24 protein-coding genes are annotated in these 15,261 nt (G+C 48.0%); 1 reads left to right on the forward strand and 23 read right to left on the reverse strand.

The genetic code is table 11. The features are described 5' to 3' along the window. Positions 1-174 precede the first annotated feature (174 nt). The 23 genes from secY to J0M30_13030 form a co-directional block, all read right to left on the reverse strand. Positions 175-1,515 (reverse strand): preprotein translocase subunit SecY, encoded by a 1,341-nt coding sequence (gene secY / locus J0M30_12920; protein MBN8668395.1) that lies wholly within the window; start codon positions 1,513-1,515, stop codon positions 175-177. Positions 1,516-1,589: 74 nt separating this feature from the next. After that, complete coding sequence (rplO, locus tag J0M30_12925) at positions 1,590-2,039, reverse strand: 50S ribosomal protein L15 (GenBank protein MBN8668396.1); 450 nt, start codon at positions 2,037-2,039, stop codon at positions 1,590-1,592. A 74-nt stretch (positions 2,040-2,113) separates the two neighbouring features. Beyond that, positions 2,114-2,296, reverse strand: coding sequence for a 50S ribosomal protein L30 (gene rpmD, locus J0M30_12930; protein ID MBN8668397.1), 183 nt, complete (start codon positions 2,294-2,296; stop codon positions 2,114-2,116). Positions 2,297-2,357: 61 nt separating this feature from the next. Next, a complete protein-coding gene (gene rpsE / locus J0M30_12935) occupies positions 2,358-2,876 on the reverse strand; it encodes a 30S ribosomal protein S5 (protein MBN8668398.1) in 519 nt (172 codons plus the stop codon). 35 nt (positions 2,877-2,911) lie between these two features. After that, positions 2,912-3,271 carry a 50S ribosomal protein L18 gene (rplR, locus tag J0M30_12940; protein MBN8668399.1) on the reverse strand — a complete coding sequence of 120 codons (360 nt, stop codon included), beginning with the start codon at positions 3,269-3,271 and terminating at the stop codon, positions 2,912-2,914. Positions 3,272-3,315: 44 nt separating this feature from the next. After that, positions 3,316-3,870, reverse strand: coding sequence for a 50S ribosomal protein L6 (rplF, locus tag J0M30_12945; GenBank protein ID MBN8668400.1), 555 nt, complete (start codon positions 3,868-3,870; stop codon positions 3,316-3,318). A gap of 87 nt (positions 3,871-3,957) precedes the next feature. After that, positions 3,958-4,356, reverse strand: coding sequence for a 30S ribosomal protein S8 (gene rpsH / locus J0M30_12950; GenBank protein ID MBN8668401.1), 399 nt, complete (start codon positions 4,354-4,356; stop codon positions 3,958-3,960). Between the two features lie 163 nt (positions 4,357-4,519). Continuing rightward, positions 4,520-4,789 carry a 30S ribosomal protein S14 gene (rpsN, locus tag J0M30_12955; protein MBN8668402.1) on the reverse strand — a complete coding sequence of 90 codons (270 nt, stop codon included), beginning with the start codon at positions 4,787-4,789 and terminating at the stop codon, positions 4,520-4,522. Between the two features lie 29 nt (positions 4,790-4,818). Further along, positions 4,819-5,385, reverse strand: coding sequence for a 50S ribosomal protein L5 (gene rplE, locus J0M30_12960; protein ID MBN8668403.1), 567 nt, complete (start codon positions 5,383-5,385; stop codon positions 4,819-4,821). After that, positions 5,382-5,729: a 50S ribosomal protein L24 gene (gene rplX / locus J0M30_12965; GenBank protein ID MBN8668404.1), complete on the reverse strand. Its 348-nt coding sequence runs from the start codon at positions 5,727-5,729 to the stop codon at positions 5,382-5,384. Before rplX ends, rplE begins: the two co-directional genes overlap by 4 nt. A gap of 42 nt (positions 5,730-5,771) precedes the next feature. Beyond that, a complete protein-coding gene (gene rplN, locus J0M30_12970) occupies positions 5,772-6,140 on the reverse strand; it encodes a 50S ribosomal protein L14 (GenBank protein ID MBN8668405.1) in 369 nt (122 codons plus the stop codon). Positions 6,141-6,245: 105 nt separating this feature from the next. After that, positions 6,246-6,503 (reverse strand): 30S ribosomal protein S17, encoded by a 258-nt coding sequence (rpsQ, locus tag J0M30_12975; GenBank protein ID MBN8668406.1) that lies wholly within the window; start codon positions 6,501-6,503, stop codon positions 6,246-6,248. A 37-nt stretch (positions 6,504-6,540) separates the two neighbouring features. Further along, a complete protein-coding gene (gene rpmC / locus J0M30_12980) occupies positions 6,541-6,750 on the reverse strand; it encodes a 50S ribosomal protein L29 (GenBank protein ID MBN8668407.1) in 210 nt (69 codons plus the stop codon). A 24-nt stretch (positions 6,751-6,774) separates the two neighbouring features. After that, complete coding sequence (gene rplP / locus J0M30_12985; GenBank protein MBN8668408.1) at positions 6,775-7,194, reverse strand: 50S ribosomal protein L16; 420 nt, start codon at positions 7,192-7,194, stop codon at positions 6,775-6,777. A gap of 47 nt (positions 7,195-7,241) precedes the next feature. Further along, positions 7,242-8,024, reverse strand: coding sequence for a 30S ribosomal protein S3 (gene rpsC / locus J0M30_12990; protein MBN8668409.1), 783 nt, complete (start codon positions 8,022-8,024; stop codon positions 7,242-7,244). 57 nt (positions 8,025-8,081) lie between these two features. Then, entirely contained in the window at positions 8,082-8,549 is a 468-nt protein-coding gene (gene rplV, locus J0M30_12995) for a 50S ribosomal protein L22 (GenBank protein MBN8668410.1), read from the reverse strand. Positions 8,550-8,623: 74 nt separating this feature from the next. Beyond that, positions 8,624-8,896, reverse strand: a complete 273-nt coding sequence (rpsS, locus tag J0M30_13000) for a 30S ribosomal protein S19 (protein MBN8668411.1) — start codon at positions 8,894-8,896, stop codon at positions 8,624-8,626. Between the two features lie 28 nt (positions 8,897-8,924). Continuing rightward, the gene (gene rplB, locus J0M30_13005; protein MBN8668412.1) at positions 8,925-9,764 is read right to left on the reverse strand and encodes a 50S ribosomal protein L2; all 840 of its coding nucleotides are present in this window, start codon (positions 9,762-9,764) and stop codon (positions 8,925-8,927) included. A 52-nt stretch (positions 9,765-9,816) separates the two neighbouring features. After that, positions 9,817-10,116 (reverse strand): 50S ribosomal protein L23, encoded by a 300-nt coding sequence (rplW, locus tag J0M30_13010; GenBank protein MBN8668413.1) that lies wholly within the window; start codon positions 10,114-10,116, stop codon positions 9,817-9,819. 20 nt (positions 10,117-10,136) lie between these two features. Beyond that, the gene (gene rplD / locus J0M30_13015) at positions 10,137-10,769 is read right to left on the reverse strand and encodes a 50S ribosomal protein L4 (protein ID MBN8668414.1); all 633 of its coding nucleotides are present in this window, start codon (positions 10,767-10,769) and stop codon (positions 10,137-10,139) included. Positions 10,770-10,771: 2 nt separating this feature from the next. Continuing rightward, positions 10,772-11,389, reverse strand: coding sequence for a 50S ribosomal protein L3 (gene rplC / locus J0M30_13020; GenBank protein MBN8668415.1), 618 nt, complete (start codon positions 11,387-11,389; stop codon positions 10,772-10,774). A gap of 279 nt (positions 11,390-11,668) precedes the next feature. Continuing rightward, a complete protein-coding gene (gene rpsJ, locus J0M30_13025) occupies positions 11,669-11,974 on the reverse strand; it encodes a 30S ribosomal protein S10 (GenBank protein MBN8668416.1) in 306 nt (101 codons plus the stop codon). A 148-nt stretch (positions 11,975-12,122) separates the two neighbouring features. Then, on the reverse strand, positions 12,123-14,309 hold the full coding sequence (locus tag J0M30_13030; GenBank protein ID MBN8668417.1) for a right-handed parallel beta-helix repeat-containing protein: 2,187 nt from the start codon (positions 14,307-14,309) through the stop codon (positions 12,123-12,125). Positions 14,310-14,375: 66 nt separating this feature from the next. Here J0M30_13030 and J0M30_13035 point away from each other — a divergent pair, with 66 nt between their 5' ends. Further along, positions 14,376-15,260, forward strand: a complete 885-nt coding sequence (locus J0M30_13035) for a flippase-like domain-containing protein (protein MBN8668418.1) — start codon at positions 14,376-14,378, stop codon at positions 15,258-15,260. Position 15,261: the final 1 nt, after the last annotated feature.

Consider the following 15,261-nt stretch of genomic DNA (forward strand, 5'->3'; position numbering starts at 1 on the left):
AAAGCGCTTAGCGGTTAGCTTTTAGCTTTTGGATTCTTTGATCAGGTAAATACTGCAAATCTATGTAATGGAAAACGGGTTGTAAGCTTTTTAAACTTACAACCCGTTTCTATAATTTCTTACTGTCTAATAAGGTACAGTCCCAACTAAATACTAAAAGCCAATAGCTAATAGCTATACCTGTACTTGCGAAGCCGTTTGTCTGCCCTGAATTCTTCCGCTCTTCATGAGGCCATCATACTGGCGCATGAGGAGTTGGGTTTCGATTTGTTGCAGGGTATCGAGGATAACACCCACCATGATGAGCAGGGATGTACCACCAAAGAAGGTAGAGAACCCTTGTGTAACTCCGAGGCGTTGCGCGAATCCGGGAAGGATACCGACAAAGGCCAGGAGGATGGCTCCGGGAAGGGTGATCTTATCCATGATGGATCCGATATAATCAGCGGTAGGCTGTCCGGGTTTTACACCCGGAACGAATCCATTGTTTTGTTTCAGGTTTTCGGCGATCTGTTTCGGGTTGAAGATAAGGGCCGTGTAGAGGAAGGTAAATCCTATCACAACGACGGCATAGATCAGCATGTACCAGAAATTGCTATGATCGCGGAATATGTTGGAGATATTCTGCCCGGTCTGTGTCTTGGTCAAAGAGAACAGGGTCGGGATGAACATGATGGCCTGAGCGAAGATGATGGGCATTACACCGGCGCTGTTGACCTTCAGGGGAAGGAACTGGCGGGCTCCGGCGAATTGGCGATTGCCACCGGCTATCTGTTTGGCATAATTGATGGCCACCTTACGTGTACCCTGGATCAGCATGATACATCCGAGGATGATCGCGATCAGGATAACGATCTCCACGATAAAGATGATGATCTGTCCGGGGCGGGTTGTTTTTGCAGAAAATTCCTGGAGGAAAGACTGGGGCAGACGGGCCAGGATCCCCACCATGATGATGAGGGAGGTACCATTGCCAAGGCCTTTATCGGTGATGCGCTCACCCAGCCACATTACGAAGAGGGTGCCGGCGGTGAGTACGACCACGGTAGATAACCAGAAATAAGCGATGAAATTAGGGTTGATGGCACCGCCTGTGGTTTGGTTCAGATAGGTCACATAAGCGGAGGCCTGTACCAGGGTAACGGCTACGGTGAGGTAGCGGGTCCATTGGTTGATCTTTTTACGACCGCTATCTCCTTCTTTCTGGATCTTTTGCATTTGAGGGACCAGTACGGTCATCAATTGCATAAAGATCGAAGCGGAGATATAGGGCATGATACCGAGAGCGAAGATCGAAGCCTGGGAGAAGGCTCCACCCGCAAAGGTATCGATCAATCCCAGCATACCCCCCTGGTTAGAGCTGGTGAATTCGGCCAGCTTGGCGGGGTCGATACCGGGTAATACGATATGCGCACCGATGCGGTAGATCAGGATGAGCAGCAGAGTAAAAGTGATCTTGTTCCTCAGCTCCTCGATACTCCAGATATTCTTGAGTGTTTGAATTAACTTCTTCACGAGTGATGATCAGTTTATGAGCCTGTAAAGAAAAAAGACGCAAGTGAAATTGCGTCATTGCAAGTTAGTGAAAATTAGCTTATCAATTCTACGGTTCCACCTGCAGCTTCAATGGCTGTTTTAGCTTTTTCGCTGATGGCGTTTACGCGGAAGGTCACCTTGCTTTTCAGTTCACCATTTCCCAGGATCTTCACTTTGTCAGTCTGGCTGATCAGCCCGTTGACATAGAGGTTTTCCATGGTAAAGTCGGCGATCTTGTATTTTTCTACCAGGTGGTCAACCTGTCCGAGGTTGAATACCTTATATTCTACACGGTTGAAGTTCTTGAATCCGCGTTTGGGAACACGACGCTGGATGGGCATCTGACCACCTTCGTGGGCCATTTTGTTTTTGAAACCACTACGGCTTTGATGTCCTTTGTTACCTTTTGTGGAGGTACCACCTTTACCGGAGGCTTCTCCGCGTCCTAAACGTTTTTCTTTGTGAACGGCGCCTTTGGCAGGCTTAAGAGTGTGAAGTTTCATTGCTTTTATTTTTAACTCATCGCCCCGAAAGCATCAGGGCTCGCTTGAATAATAGGTTGGGTAAAAGAAAGGGCTTATGCCAGTTCTTCTACTTTCACCAGGTGATTTACCTTACGAACCATACCCAGTACCTGCGGAGTGGCTTCCACTTCACGGCTGGAGTTGGTTTTGTTTAGTCCGAGCGCCTTAAGGGTCAGTTTCTGACGTTCCGGCCGGTCGATCGGGCTTTTTACGAGGGTTATTTTTATCTTTTTCATTTTCGATGAAGGAGGTTTTCTAACAGCTATTAGCTTTGGGCTGTTAGCTATCAGCATTTACTTATCCGTTAAAGACTTTCTTCAATCCGATGGTACGTGTTTTGGCGATGTTGATCGGCTCACGCAACATGGCGAGTGCTTTGAAGGTAGCCTTTACCACGTTGTGTGGATTGGCAGAACCCAGCGATTTGGCCAATACGTCGGTTACTCCAGCGCTTTCCAGAACGGCACGCATGCTACCTCCGGCGATCACACCCGTACCATGAGCGGCGGGTTTGATCAATACTTTGGCTGCGCCTTCTTTCGCCCACTGATCGTGAGGGATGGTACCGTGCATAATGGGAACCTTGATCAGGTTCTTTTTGGCATCTTCGATCCCTTTGGTGATCGCTTCCTGGACTTCTTTGGCTTTACCCAGTCCATGTCCAACGACTCCGTTTTCGTTACCAACGACTACCAGGGCGGAGAAACTGAAAGCCCGGCCACCTTTGGTTGTTTTTACCACACGGTTGATCGCTACTACCTTGTCTTTCAACTCCAGGTCGCCAGCTTTAACTCGGTTTAAAATAACTTTTGCCATTATCTCGTATTGAAATTTCTTGATTAATTAAGCGATTAGAATTGAAGTCCTGCTTCGCGGGCGCCATCAGCTACTGCTTTTACGCGGCCATGATACAGGTTACCCCCCCGGTCGAAGACCACCTGGCTAAGGCCAAGGTCAACGGCTTTGCGGGCAATGGCTCCACCAACCAGCTTGCTTTTCTCCGTGCGTGTACCTTTCTGAGCCACGATATCTTTATCACGGGAAGAGGCGCTTGCCAGTGTCAGCCCTTGGCTGTCATCGATCAGTTGAACATAGATATCCGTATTGCTCCGGAACACCGCCAGGCGTGGTTTCGCAGCGGTTCCGCTTACTTTAGCGCGGACCCGGAACCGGATATTCTGTTTTTTCTGTGTCTTTACTTTGGGGTTCATCGTCTTTTATTTTGTTCCCGATGCTGCCGGGATCATGTTAATAATTATTTACCAGCCGCCTTACCAGCTTTCTTCCGTACAATTTCACCAACATAGCGAACACCTTTTCCTTTGTACGGCTCAGGCTTACGAAGCCCACGGATCTTGGCTGCCACCTGACCCAGCAACTGACGGTCGATACCTTCCAGGCTGATGGTTGGGTTTTGTCCTTTTTCCTGTGCAGTGGCCAGTTTCAGTTCTTTCGGGATCTCGAAAACGATATTGTGCGAATAACCCAGGGAAAGATCCAGCAGGTTACCCTGGTTGGAAGCTTTGAAACCTACCCCGATCAATTCAAGGTCTTTCTTAAAACCATCGGTCACCCCTTTTACCATGTTGGCCACCAGCGCACGATACAAACCATGCATGGCACGGTGACGGATCTGGTCGGTTGGACGGACAAAGGTCACTTCGTTATTGTTCACTTCCACTTTGATATCGCGGTCAATGGCCTGCTTTAATTCACCTTTGGGTCCTTTTACGGTCAGGGTGTTGTCGGCAGCCACGGAGATGGTTACTCCGGCGGGGACAGTGATCGGTTTTTTTCCTATACGAGACATGTTTGATCTGTTTTATGATTGATTGTTAGGTTGCTGACCGGTCAGCCGGGTATAGGTTCGGCTTAATGTATCGGCAACGATTACTTCTTAATAAATGTAGCAAAGCACTTCTCCACCCACATTCTGCACCTTGGCATCTTTATCGGTCATCACTCCTTTGGAGGTAGACAGGATAGCCACACCCAGGCCATTCTTCACCCGGCGGAAATCAGCAGGCTTTGCGTATTGACGCAAACCGGGACGGCTGATGCGCTCCAGACTTTGGATAGCGGGTGTTTTGGTTTGGGGATCGTACTTCAAGGCGATCTTGATGAGACCCTGTTTATTATCCTCCTCGAATTTATACTTCAGGATATAACCCTGCGCGTACAAGATTTCGGTCATGCGCTTTTTGAGGTTGGAAGCCGGAATCTCTACGATCCGGTGTCCCGCCATCTGTGCATTACGGATTCTGGTCAGGAAATCTGCAATAGGATCTGTTACCATTTTATAACTATTATCAGTTTTTTATAAATTTTTTCTTCAAGAGCGTTTTCGAGTCGTGAGTCGTCAGGCGTGAGTCGTTCAGGCTGTAAAGATTTTTCTTTCTCACGTTTCACGCCTCACCTCTCACGATATTATTCTCACGCTTCACGTAACACGAACGAACTTACCAGCTGGCCTTCTTCAGTCCGGGAATCTTCCCGTTCAGGGCCATATCCCGAAGGGCAACCCTGGAGATACCGAAGTAACGGACATAACCTCTTGGACGGCCCGTTAACTGGCAACGGTTTTTCAACCGTACTTTGGAAGAGTTCTTAGGCAATTCATCGAGTGCCTGCCATTCCCCGGCAGCTTTAAGCGCGGCGCGCTTTTCTGCGTATTGGGCGACCATGCGCTCTCTTTTCTTTTGCCTGGCTTTTACGGATGTCTTAGCCATGTTTTATTCTTTTCGTTTTTGTTTCTAAATTATTTGGCGGCGTTACGGAATGGCATTCCCAATTCCTTCAACAGTTCATATGCTTCTTCGTCGGTGTTGGCGGTGGTCACAAAAGTGATATCCATACCCGTGATCTTGTTCACTTTATCGATATCGATCTCGGGGAAGATGATCTGTTCGGTAACACCCATGGTATAGTTACCACGACCGTCGAAGGATTTCTCATTTACGCCTTTGAAGTCACGTACCCGGGGAAGGGCCACGGAGATCAGGCGATCCAGAAATTCATACATCTTTTCGCCACGCAGGGTTACGCGTGCGCCGATGGGCATGTTCTTCCGGAGTTTGAAGTTGGAGATGTCCTTCTTCGACATGGTTGCTACGGCTTTCTGACCGGTAATGGTGGTCAGTTCGTCGATGGCGATATCTACCAGTTTCTTATCGGTCACAGCGCCATTCACACCTCTGTTCAGGCAGATCTTCTCCAGTCGGGGGGCCTGCATCATGCTGGTATAAGAGAATTTCTTCACCAGGGCGGGCACCACTTCAGCTTTGTACTTGTCCGACAGACGCGGAGTATATTTCACGGTACTCATTTTTTACCTCCCTTGGGTTTGCTTATAGTTTTAAATACGCGTTCGGTCTTGCCGTCTTTTCTCACCCGGCTCACCCTGGCTCCGGCCTTTTGGGCGGGATCCCACAATTTCACGTTGCTGATGTGGATGGGGGCTTCTTTTTTAATGATGCCTCCAGTGGTATTCTGGGCAGATGGTTTCGTGTGACGGGAAATGATATTCACGCCTTCAACGATCACCTTTCCTTCCTCTACCAGCACTTCTTTTACGAGGCGGGGTTTGGACAGGTCCTTATCGTCGCCAGTTATGACCACCACATTATCGCCTTTGCGGATATTGTACTTGGGTTTAAATCTTGATTTCATCATTTTATCATTATGGGTGAAACCCGGTTAGTTCTTAATTTATTAAAGCACCTCTGGGGCCAGTGAAACGATCTTCATATATCCTTTATCACGCAATTCCCTGGCAACAGGTCCGAAGATGCGGGTTCCGCGCGGCTCGTCGGACTGGTTCAACAATACCACGGCGTTGTCATCAAAGCGGATGTACGAACCATCTTTGCGACGCAGCTTATTGGTGGTGCGAACGATAACGGCCTTGGCAACGGTTCCTTTTTTGATACCGCCGGCAGGAATGGCATCTTTCACGGTCACAACGATCTTGTCGCCGATCTTGGCATAGCGCTGTCCGCTATTTCCCAATACGCGGATACAGAGCACTTCTTTGGCACCGCTGTTATCGGCTACGTTCAACCTGCTTTCTTGCTGAATCATATATTTGAGCTTTTGGCTTTTAGCTGTTAGCCAGCTTTCAGCTATTTTTCAATTTTTTTACTTGCTTTCAAAGCGAATAGCTATTTCCTGATAGCTGATCGCTTCTTATTTAACTTTCTCAACAATCTCCACCATTCTCCAGCGCTTGGTCTTGCTCAGCGGACGAGTCTCCATGATCCGTACTACATCTCCGATGCTGCACTCATTCTTTTCATCATGAGCATGGAACTTGGTCGTCTTCTTTACGAACTTACCGTAAATGGGGTGTTTTACTTTACGTTCAACAGACACGGTGACCGTCTTGGTCATCTTGTTGCTGGTTACCACCCCGATCCTTGTTTTGCGCAAATTTCTTTCGATCATTTTGTATTGATTTTACTACCGGCTGGCGGTCGTTCATTTATACGCTTAGCTGTTTATTTTTCAATTCCGTCTTCAGGCGGGCGAGGTCACGGCGAAGGTTCCGGATGCTCACGGGATTCTCGAGGGGAGAAATGGCGTGGGCGAATTCCAGTTTTTTCAACCGCAGTTCGTCTTCCTGAATCTTAGCTTTCAGGTCTTCCTGGCTAAGCTCTTTGATACTCTTTAAAAAATCGGCGTTCTTTGCCATCTTTTGTCGATTTTATATTTTCAATTACGCAACGAGATCCCTGCGTATCACAAATTTTGTTTTGATCGGCAATTTACCGGCAGCCAGTTCCAGGGATTCGCGAGCGATCTGCTCGGTTACTCCATCCACTTCAAACAGGATACGACCGGGTTGTACCACGGCAGCCCAGAACTCCAGGTTACCTTTACCTTTACCCATCCTCACTTCAGCCGGTTTGCGGGTGATCGGTTTATCAGGAAATATGCGGATCCATACATTACCCTCACGTTTCATGTGGCGGGTCAAAGCCTGGCGGGCCGCTTCGATCTGGCGGTCGGTGATCCAATGTTCATCCAGTGCCTTCAATGCATAAGATCCAAAAGAGATCATGGTGCCACGCTTCGCATTTCCTTTCATGCGACCCTTTTGCATCTTCCTGTGTTTCGTTCTTTTCGGTTGTAACATGGTTTCTTATTTCGAGTTACTTTATTCGTTTATTCAGTTGTTGGGAATTAACCTCTGCGGTCACGGCCACCGCCGCCACCTCTTCTGTCACCACCACCTCTTCTGTCGCCACGGTCACCGCGGTGATCGTCCCTTCTTTCCCTTCTTTCAGTGCCTTCGCTCTTGCCACCGGCTACGAAATTGGGGTTGAGGTCACGTTTGCCCAATACTTCACCTTTACAGATCCATACCTTGATCCCGATCTTACCGTAAACGGTTTGAGCGAAAACGTTGGCATAATCAATATCCATCCGGAATGTATGCAGGGGCACACGGCCTTGTTTCAATTCTTCTGTACGGGCGATCTCAGCACCATTCAAACGACCGGCCAGTTTTACCTTGATCCCTTCGGCACCCATACGCAGGGCAGAAGCGATGGACATTTTGGTAGCGCGTTTGTAGTTGATACGGTTCTCGATCTGACGAGCGATGGTATCTGCTACGATCATGGCATCGAGTTCAGGACGACGGATCTCCAGGATATTGATCTGGACATCATCCTTCCCGGTAAGCTTCTTCAGCTCTTCTTTAATACGATCTACTTCTCCACCCCCTTTACCAATGATGATACCGGGTTTGGAAGTATGGATGGTCACGATCAGTTTACCCAGCGTACGCTCAATAACGATCTTCGAGATACCACCCTTGTTGATACGGGCGTTCAGGTAGGTCCTGATCTTGTTGTCCTCGATCAATCGCAGGCTGAAATTCTTTTTATCAGCGTACCAGTTAGATTCCCATCCGCGGATGATGCCTAACCTGTTACCAATCGGATTTGCTTTCTGACCCATATTCTTTTTTTGTTTCCTTTCCGTTCTTTCTTCAGGCGACCGGAAAGAGAAGTTTATTTATTTAGTTTTTTTCGTCGCTGCTTTTTTGGTGGCGGTCTTTTTAGGGGCTGCCTTTTTTGCTTTCGGGGCCGCTTTCTCTACCACTTCCTCTGTTACTTCGGCTACCGGCTCAGCTTTAACGGCTTTGGCTCCTTTTACATCCACGATCACGGTAACATGGTTGCTACGCTTCCGTACACGGTATCCACGACCCTGGGGTGCGGGGCGAAGACGTTTAATTGTTCTTGCTCCATCTACGAAAATGGTTTTAACGACCAACTGGCTTTCATCTCCACCTTCGTTCTTCTGTTTCCAGTTGCTGATCGCGCTCATCACCAGTTTCTTCAGGGGAACCGCGGGATGTTTGGGGTTATGTTCCAACTCGGCCAGCGCTTTCTCCACCTGCATGCCACGGATCAGATCCGCCAGCAAACGCATTTTGCGGGGCGAAGTGGGATAGTTTCTGAGTTTAGCTACTGCTTCCATATTTTTTATTTGCCGTTTTCGGTTTGGAGTCGATCCCGGGTTTTCCCCGGTCTGTCATCCTTTCCGCCAACTAATTATGCTATTTTCTTACTTGAGTGTCCTTTGAACTGCCGGGTCGGTGCGAACTCGCCCAATTTGTGACCCACCATGAATTCGGTAACATAGACCGGGATGAATTTATTCCCGTTATGCACAGCGAATGTATGTCCGACAAAATCGGGGGTGATAGTAGAGCGGCGGCTCCAGGTTTTGATCACACCCTTTTTTACCTTTCCTTCCGACATGGCCAACACCTTTTTCTCGAGGTGGCTGGCGACGTAAGGACCTTTTTTAATTGAACGAGCCATTTATTATCTCAGTTTAAGATGATTCAAATTATTTAGCCAGTTTGCTTCCGTTCTTCCGCTGCAGGATCAGTTTATCGCTGCCTTTGTGCGGCTTGCGGGTCTTCTCTCCTTTCGCATATTTACCAGTACGGCTTCTGGGGTGTCCACCTGAGGCACGACCTTCACCACCACCCATTGGGTGATCGACGGGGTTCATGGCCACACCGCGGTTGCGGGGACGGATACCTCTCCAACGGTTACGACCGGCTTTACCCATGCTTTGCAGGTTGTGATCGCTGTTGCCAACCACCCCTACGGTAGCATAGCAATTGATCAGCACCTTGCGCAATTCGCCGCTGGGCATTTTCAACACGGCATATTTTTCTTCTTTGTTGGTCAACTGGGCAGAGGAACCTGCGCTGCGGGCGATCTTACCACCCTGACCAGGTTGCATCTCGATATTATGTACCATGGTACCGAGGGGCATATTCTTCATTTGAAGAGAGTTGCCGATCTCAGGCGCTACGGCGTCACCGCTGATGATATTCATCCCTACGGTCAAACCCTGGGGAGCGATGATGTAACGCTTTTCGCCATCGGTGTATTCCACCAGGGCGATAAAGCAGGTACGGTTGGGATCGTACTCAATGGTCTTTACTTCCGCCTGGATCTCTTTCTTATTGCGTTTGAAGTCGATCACACGGTATTTCTTCTTGTGTCCACCACCGATATAACGCATGGTCAGGTGACCAGATGAGTTACGTCCGCCGGTGCTTTTCTTTGTCTCCACCAGGGACTTCTCGGGTTTGTTAGTGGTAACTTCCGCATACGCGTTCCCGATTCTCCAACGGGTTCCTGCGGTGACCGGTTTATATTTCTTCAGTGCCATGCTAAATTGTTTTATGCGAACTTATCAGCCTCGCGGACTATAATTTTTTACTTTAAATATTCGAATACAGATCGATCTCTTCGCCTTCCGCCACTGTTACAAATGCTTTTTTGTAAGGGGGTTTCTTTCCTGCTACATAGCCAGCCTTGGTCATACGGAATTTGTTCTTGGCGGGTACCACGAGGGTGTTTACATCCACTACGTTTACGCCGTAGAAGCTTTCCACCGCTTTCTTGATCTCCAGCTTATTGGCAGCCTTAGCGACCTTGAAAGCGTAGCGGCGCAGTTTTTCCTGCTGGGCATTCGCTTTTTCGGTGAGGATGGGCTTAATCAATACTTCAGAAAGTTTCATCGCTTTGTTATTTATAGTTATTAAGCTTCAACGGTTGCTTCGGAATAGAGTTTGGCCGCGCTTTCAGTGAACACCAGTACTTCGGAATTAACGAGATCGTAGGTGTTGAGTTCCCGGTTCAGGAGTCCCAATACGGTAGGCACGTTCTGCATGCTGAGGTAAAGGTTATCGTTGTAATCGGGCATGATGAAGAGCGTTTTTTTGTCGGCTACCTTCAGGTTGCTGAGGATGCCTACAAAATTCTTGGTCTTGGGGGTTTCCATTTGGATATCCTCCACAACCACGATCGCGTTCTCCTGGGCTTTGGCCGACAGCGCAGAAACACGGGCCAGGGCCTGTACTTTGCGGTTCAGCTTGATATCATAAGCATGGGGCTTAGGACCGAAGATGGTACCACCACCCTTATACAAAGGGTTCCGGATATTACCCTTACGGCTTCCACCAGTACCTTTTTGACGGTGCAGCTTACGGCTGGCTCCTTTTACTTCGGCACGGGTCTTTACCTTATGGGTACCTTGACGCTGAGCGGCGAGGTATTGTTTTACCGCGAGATAAACCACGTGGGTATTGGGCTCAACACCAAAGATGGCTTCGGGCAACTCAACGGTTCTGCCGGTTTTCTTTCCCTGTATATTTAATACGTCGACTTGCATAATTATTTCTGGATTAAAACGATTGAACCATTGTGGCCCGGAACGGAACCACTTACCAATATGTAGTTTTTCTCGGGCATGATCTTGATCACCTTCAGCCCTTTCATTTTCACGCGATCACCGCCCATACGGCCGGCCATGCGCATGCCTTTGAATACACGGCTGGGATAAGAAGATCCACCGATCGAACCGGGGGCGCGCTGACGGTCGTGCTGACCGTGCGATTGCTCACCTACCCCGCTGAATCCATGGCGTTTTACAACACCCTGAAAACCTTTACCCTTGGAAGTCCCAACCACCTCAACAGTATCGCCTTCGGCGAAAATGTCGACAGTAATGGCCTCCCCGAGGTTCTTCTCGAGCGAGAAATCACGAAATTCTTTGACAAATTTTTTGGCTGCGGTTTGAGCCTTGGCGAAATGATTCTTTTCAGATTGGAGCGTTTGCTTTTCTTTTTTGTCGCCAAAAGAAAGCTGGAGGGCACTGTAGCCATCTGTTTCCTGTGTCCGGACCTGGGTCACTACACAAGGGCCTGCTTCAATAATGGTGCAGGCAGTTTGCTTGCCACCAGGATCGAAGATGCTTGTCATCCCAATTTTTCTTCCGATTATACCTTTCATTTTCTTACGGTTTATCCCCGCAAGGTTATACAAGACATTCCGAAAGAATCATCGGAATTCAATCCTGGTTTATCGACGACCTTTTCCTGAGTTTTCTACTAGAGAAGGGGAAGTACCGGCGACAAACAAACCTCGAAGGGCTTGTTTATTATGTTTTACGACCCAGAGCTGTTTCTTCAGACCTTCGCCTGATTGACAGATAGGATAAATCAACTATTTCAATAAAAAAGAACTACTACAATTACGTATCCTGAAAATCAGGCCATCCAATCACGCAGGTTATGCCTTGATCTCTACCTCTACCCCACTGGGCAGATCGAGCTTGCTCAGCGCATCAACCGTACGCGAAGAAGAAGTGTAAATATCCAACAAGCGCTTATGCGTCGCCAGTTGAAACTGCTCACGGCTCTTCTTATTCACGTGAGGAGAACGCAACACGGTAAAAATTTTCTTGCGGGTAGGCAGGGGAATAGGTCCTGTTACTACTGCGCCTGTGCTGCGGACAGTTTTTACGATTTTTTCGGCAGATTTATCTACCAGATTGTGGTCGTAGGACTGTAATTTGATTCTGATTCTCTGAGACATACGTCAATACCCGCTTTTCTTACGGGAGTGCAAAGGTAGGGGGTTGGGTGGAAATGGACAAAGAATTGGAAAATAATTTTCCGCAAAAGCTAAGGGCCAATAACTAAAAGCTAAGAGCTAACGGCTACCGGCATTTAGCCATTAGCGCTTAGCCTTTGCGTAACACTTTGAGATTCAATGTCGCGAACCCGCCTTTTTCCACATGCTCCACCTGGAAATGGTGCATTCCGGCCTCGAGTTTTAATTGGACCTTTTTATTGGGGGATTCATCAAATTTATACAAAGAAGGGTTCCATTCGTCCACGATCATTTTCCCATCCACGTAAAGCCTGACGGCATCATCCCAGGTAATGCTGAATTCGTAGGTACCTGCCTCCATTTCCGCTTTGCCTTCGGCTACGGTGATGAATTTTTCGTAGGTCTGGCCCTCAGCCTTTATCCCACCCCACCAGGCATATTCGAGCTTGGTGGTCTTTTCCGTTTTTACCGGTCTAACCCGGGCGTTAGGGGGAAAGAGAGACCCGGATTTTAACGGGTCATGAAAATCGGGATCATAAGCATACCAACGCACCTCAAAATCAATGGGCATAAAATATTTTTCAAAGGTGAAAAGATGACCGCTGTTCCCAGTCCGGCCAAACGGATCTGTAAATGCCGGGCCTGTATATTCCAATTCGATCCGGATATCTTCCATTTTACCCTTTCCCTCTTTTATGCAGGTAAAGGATCCCGGGATTGAACCTTCGGTGGCACTTAGACCTGTGACGCCTTTTGCCGTTTTAAGTTTCCATTGTCCGGCCGGCCCTAAAACCGAGAACTGCAACTTTCCGGAACTATCAACCGGATTTTCCAACCAAACCAGCGGATACCGGTAATCATAAGGTCCCCACGCGGTCATTCGGATATTTTTACGTCCGGCCATAGCCCCCCCTCCTTTAAATGGATCCTGCGGATCGGGTATCTCCGGTACAAATTCAGTGGTATCCACGGAAAGTGCTTTGTCCATTGCCGCATTGAACCCCGTATCCAACCCGGTAACAGTTCCATCTATCGCATACAGTGAATTGTACTGATCATAGAGGTTTTCAAAAATGTTCAGGTCCTGTGTCCCTTTAATATTATATACAATCCCATTGCGGAGAAAATTATTAAAAACGATCTTATAATTCCGGCTTCGGGTATCCCTGGCTTTGGCATAGCCCCAGTCGGTGGGTTGGGTTGGCCTTGACCAGAGCCGGATGGCTTCCTTACTTTCCTGGAAAATATTAAAGGTGATCTGGTTATCCTGACCGTGTTCTATGGCAACATCGATCCGGTTATTCCTGAACTTATTTCCTGAAATAATGGAATTGAAACTATAGCCTCCCCAGATACCATGGTCACATTCAAATATCCGGTTGTTGATGATCTTATTACGGCTGAAAGTGACCTCCACTCCATTGGTAGGCGCATAGGAGAAATCATTTCCGGAGAGCACATTGTCATTACACCCCCCCTGCCCATTGTCCATAGTGGATTGCCCCGCCCAGAGGAAAAACCCATCCCCACCATGTGTTACGGCATTTTTGTAAAAGAAATTCCGGTTGCTTTGTTCATATACCAGTATGCCTGCGCTGTCCTGCCCCCGGTTGTACACACCATGGCTATAACCCCGTACATTGAAATTGATCTTGTTGTAAGCAACCGTATTATCATTACACCGGTACATCCCGATTCCAATTCCAGAATTAAACGAAAAGTCATTATTATATATCCTTCCGTTGTCACAATCCTTCATCATCAGGGCGTTTTGTCCGCCGGTCACGCGACAATACCTGATCTCCGCCTTGTCACAATTCTCCAGGTAAATGGCTGCCCCATAGCGCAACCATTCATTTTTATCATTCTGGTGATAACTCATCCAATCCGAAATATCTTCTTTTTCCTGGGTGCTATTGAGATAGGGCCGGTAATTATAACTAAGGTCGCAATGATCCAGGGTAAGTCCTTCCACATTGGTGGCCCGGATCGCTACTTTAAATCCATGTGCGTTCAGGTTACGCAAGGTGATGTTCTTTCCCCCTTTGATCCAGATACCTATACCGGCAAAAGCATCGGGACGTTGGGTCTCTTTGTTCCCTTGCAGAATGGCTTCGCGAAAATCCACTGTGATATTATTTCCTTCGATCAGGATCACCGAGGCATCCATTCCCCCCGGTGCCTCCAGGCGATACACCCCGTTCTTGATCTTGACCGATCGGGTGATCTTTTTACCCTGGAAGAGTTTCTTTTTCTGGGCCGGTAATTCAAGTACCGCAAAAGAGATCAGCAGGAGAAGCCAAATTTTTTTACTCATGATTTTACATTTACTTGCGTCCGGTGCCGTATAAATTTATTCACCCCTGGGCAATTAAAGAACAATATGACGGAAATAGCTCAAAAAAAGAAGGGAATACCGGGTTGGCTGAAACTCAGCGCCAAAATTCTGGTTACGGCTCTTTGTTTCTGGTATATTTCCGGAAAGATCAATTTTGAGTCGGCAAAAAATGCCTTCTTGGAAGCCAACTGGTGGTGGTTGGGGCTTGCCCTAGGCTTACTGACCCTATCCAAACTCTTTTCCTCCTTCCGGCTGAATATCTATTTCCGAAACATAGGACTATCCCTTTCAGAAGCATTGAATCTACGGCTTTATTGGCTGGGAATGTTCTACAACCTTTTTTTGCCCGGAGCTATAAGTGGCGATGCCTACAAAGTCATTTTGCTGAACCGTCACTATCAGACTTCCTACAAAAAAGCCTCCGCGGCGGTTTTACTTGACCGGTTCAGTGGCTTACTGGCACTTGGACTTATCCTCGCACTATATGGCTGGGTCATCCTCCCTCCCTCCTATCTTCCTTATTTATTACTGGCTGGCGCTGTGGGAGCCGTTGGAGTTCTTTACTGGGTTACCCGACGCTTTTTCCCGGAATTTACGCCCGGGTTCTGGCCCACATTTGTGTGGGGACTGGCGGTTCAGGGAGTACAGGTCATCTGTATTTACACCATTATGGAGGCGCTGGGTATCCCGGCCGCCCAACATGAATGGATATTTATATTTCTTGCCGCGGCCGTGATCTCAGTACTGCCCTTATCGCTTGGTGGTGGATTGGGCACCCGTGAATTTGTTTTTGTCGAAGGCGCAAGGTTCTTTCATCTTTCGGAAGAAACAGGGCTTGTGATCAGTCTGCTGTTTTACCTTATCAGTGTCATTGCCTCCCTGCCAGGTTTGTATTATGTTTTCCGTGAACCGTTGGGAAGGCGACAATAAA

Source organism: Chitinophagales bacterium, assembly GCA_017303415.1.
Taxonomy (GTDB): domain Bacteria; phylum Bacteroidota; class Bacteroidia; order Chitinophagales; family Chitinophagaceae; genus SpSt-398.

Bases quoted from the DNA above. Each gene is read 5' to 3' on its own strand.
- rplO (MBN8668396.1), bottom strand. From the start codon at position 2,039: ATGAAACTTCACACTCTTAAGCCTGCCAAAGGCGCCGTTCACAAAGAA.
- rpmD (MBN8668397.1), bottom strand. From the start codon at position 2,296: ATGAAAAAGATAAAAATAACCCTCGTAAAAAGCCCGATCGACCGGCCG.
- rpsE (MBN8668398.1), bottom strand. From the start codon at position 2,876: ATGGCAAAAGTTATTTTAAACCGAGTTAAAGCTGGCGACCTGGAGTTG.
- rplR (MBN8668399.1), bottom strand. From the start codon at position 3,271: ATGAACCCCAAAGTAAAGACACAGAAAAAACAGAATATCCGGTTCCGG.
- rplF (MBN8668400.1), bottom strand. From the start codon at position 3,870: ATGTCTCGTATAGGAAAAAAACCGATCACTGTCCCCGCCGGAGTAACC.
- rpsH (MBN8668401.1), bottom strand. From the start codon at position 4,356: ATGGTAACAGATCCTATTGCAGATTTCCTGACCAGAATCCGTAATGCA.
- rpsN (MBN8668402.1), bottom strand. From the start codon at position 4,789: ATGGCTAAGACATCCGTAAAAGCCAGGCAAAAGAAAAGAGAGCGCATG.
- rplE (MBN8668403.1), bottom strand. From the start codon at position 5,385: ATGAGTACCGTGAAATATACTCCGCGTCTGTCGGACAAGTACAAAGCT.
- rplX (MBN8668404.1), bottom strand. From the start codon at position 5,729: ATGAAATCAAGATTTAAACCCAAGTACAATATCCGCAAAGGCGATAAT.
- rplN (MBN8668405.1), bottom strand. From the start codon at position 6,140: ATGATTCAGCAAGAAAGCAGGTTGAACGTAGCCGATAACAGCGGTGCC.
- rpsQ (MBN8668406.1), bottom strand. From the start codon at position 6,503: ATGATCGAAAGAAATTTGCGCAAAACAAGGATCGGGGTGGTAACCAGC.
- rpmC (MBN8668407.1), bottom strand. From the start codon at position 6,750: ATGGCAAAGAACGCCGATTTTTTAAAGAGTATCAAAGAGCTTAGCCAG.
- rplP (MBN8668408.1), bottom strand. From the start codon at position 7,194: ATGTTACAACCGAAAAGAACGAAACACAGGAAGATGCAAAAGGGTCGC.
- rpsC (MBN8668409.1), bottom strand. From the start codon at position 8,024: ATGGGTCAGAAAGCAAATCCGATTGGTAACAGGTTAGGCATCATCCGC.
- rplV (MBN8668410.1), bottom strand. From the start codon at position 8,549: ATGGAAGCAGTAGCTAAACTCAGAAACTATCCCACTTCGCCCCGCAAA.
- rpsS (MBN8668411.1), bottom strand. From the start codon at position 8,896: ATGGCTCGTTCAATTAAAAAAGGTCCTTACGTCGCCAGCCACCTCGAG.
- rplB (MBN8668412.1), bottom strand. From the start codon at position 9,764: ATGGCACTGAAGAAATATAAACCGGTCACCGCAGGAACCCGTTGGAGA.
- rplW (MBN8668413.1), bottom strand. From the start codon at position 10,116: ATGAAACTTTCTGAAGTATTGATTAAGCCCATCCTCACCGAAAAAGCG.
- rplD (MBN8668414.1), bottom strand. From the start codon at position 10,769: ATGCAAGTCGACGTATTAAATATACAGGGAAAGAAAACCGGCAGAACC.
- rplC (MBN8668415.1), bottom strand. From the start codon at position 11,389: ATGAAAGGTATAATCGGAAGAAAAATTGGGATGACAAGCATCTTCGAT.
- rpsJ (MBN8668416.1), bottom strand. From the start codon at position 11,974: ATGTCTCAGAGAATCAGAATCAAATTACAGTCCTACGACCACAATCTG.
- J0M30_13030 (MBN8668417.1), bottom strand. From the start codon at position 14,309: ATGAGTAAAAAAATTTGGCTTCTCCTGCTGATCTCTTTTGCGGTACTT.
- J0M30_13035 (MBN8668418.1), top strand. From the start codon at position 14,376: ATGACGGAAATAGCTCAAAAAAAGAAGGGAATACCGGGTTGGCTGAAA.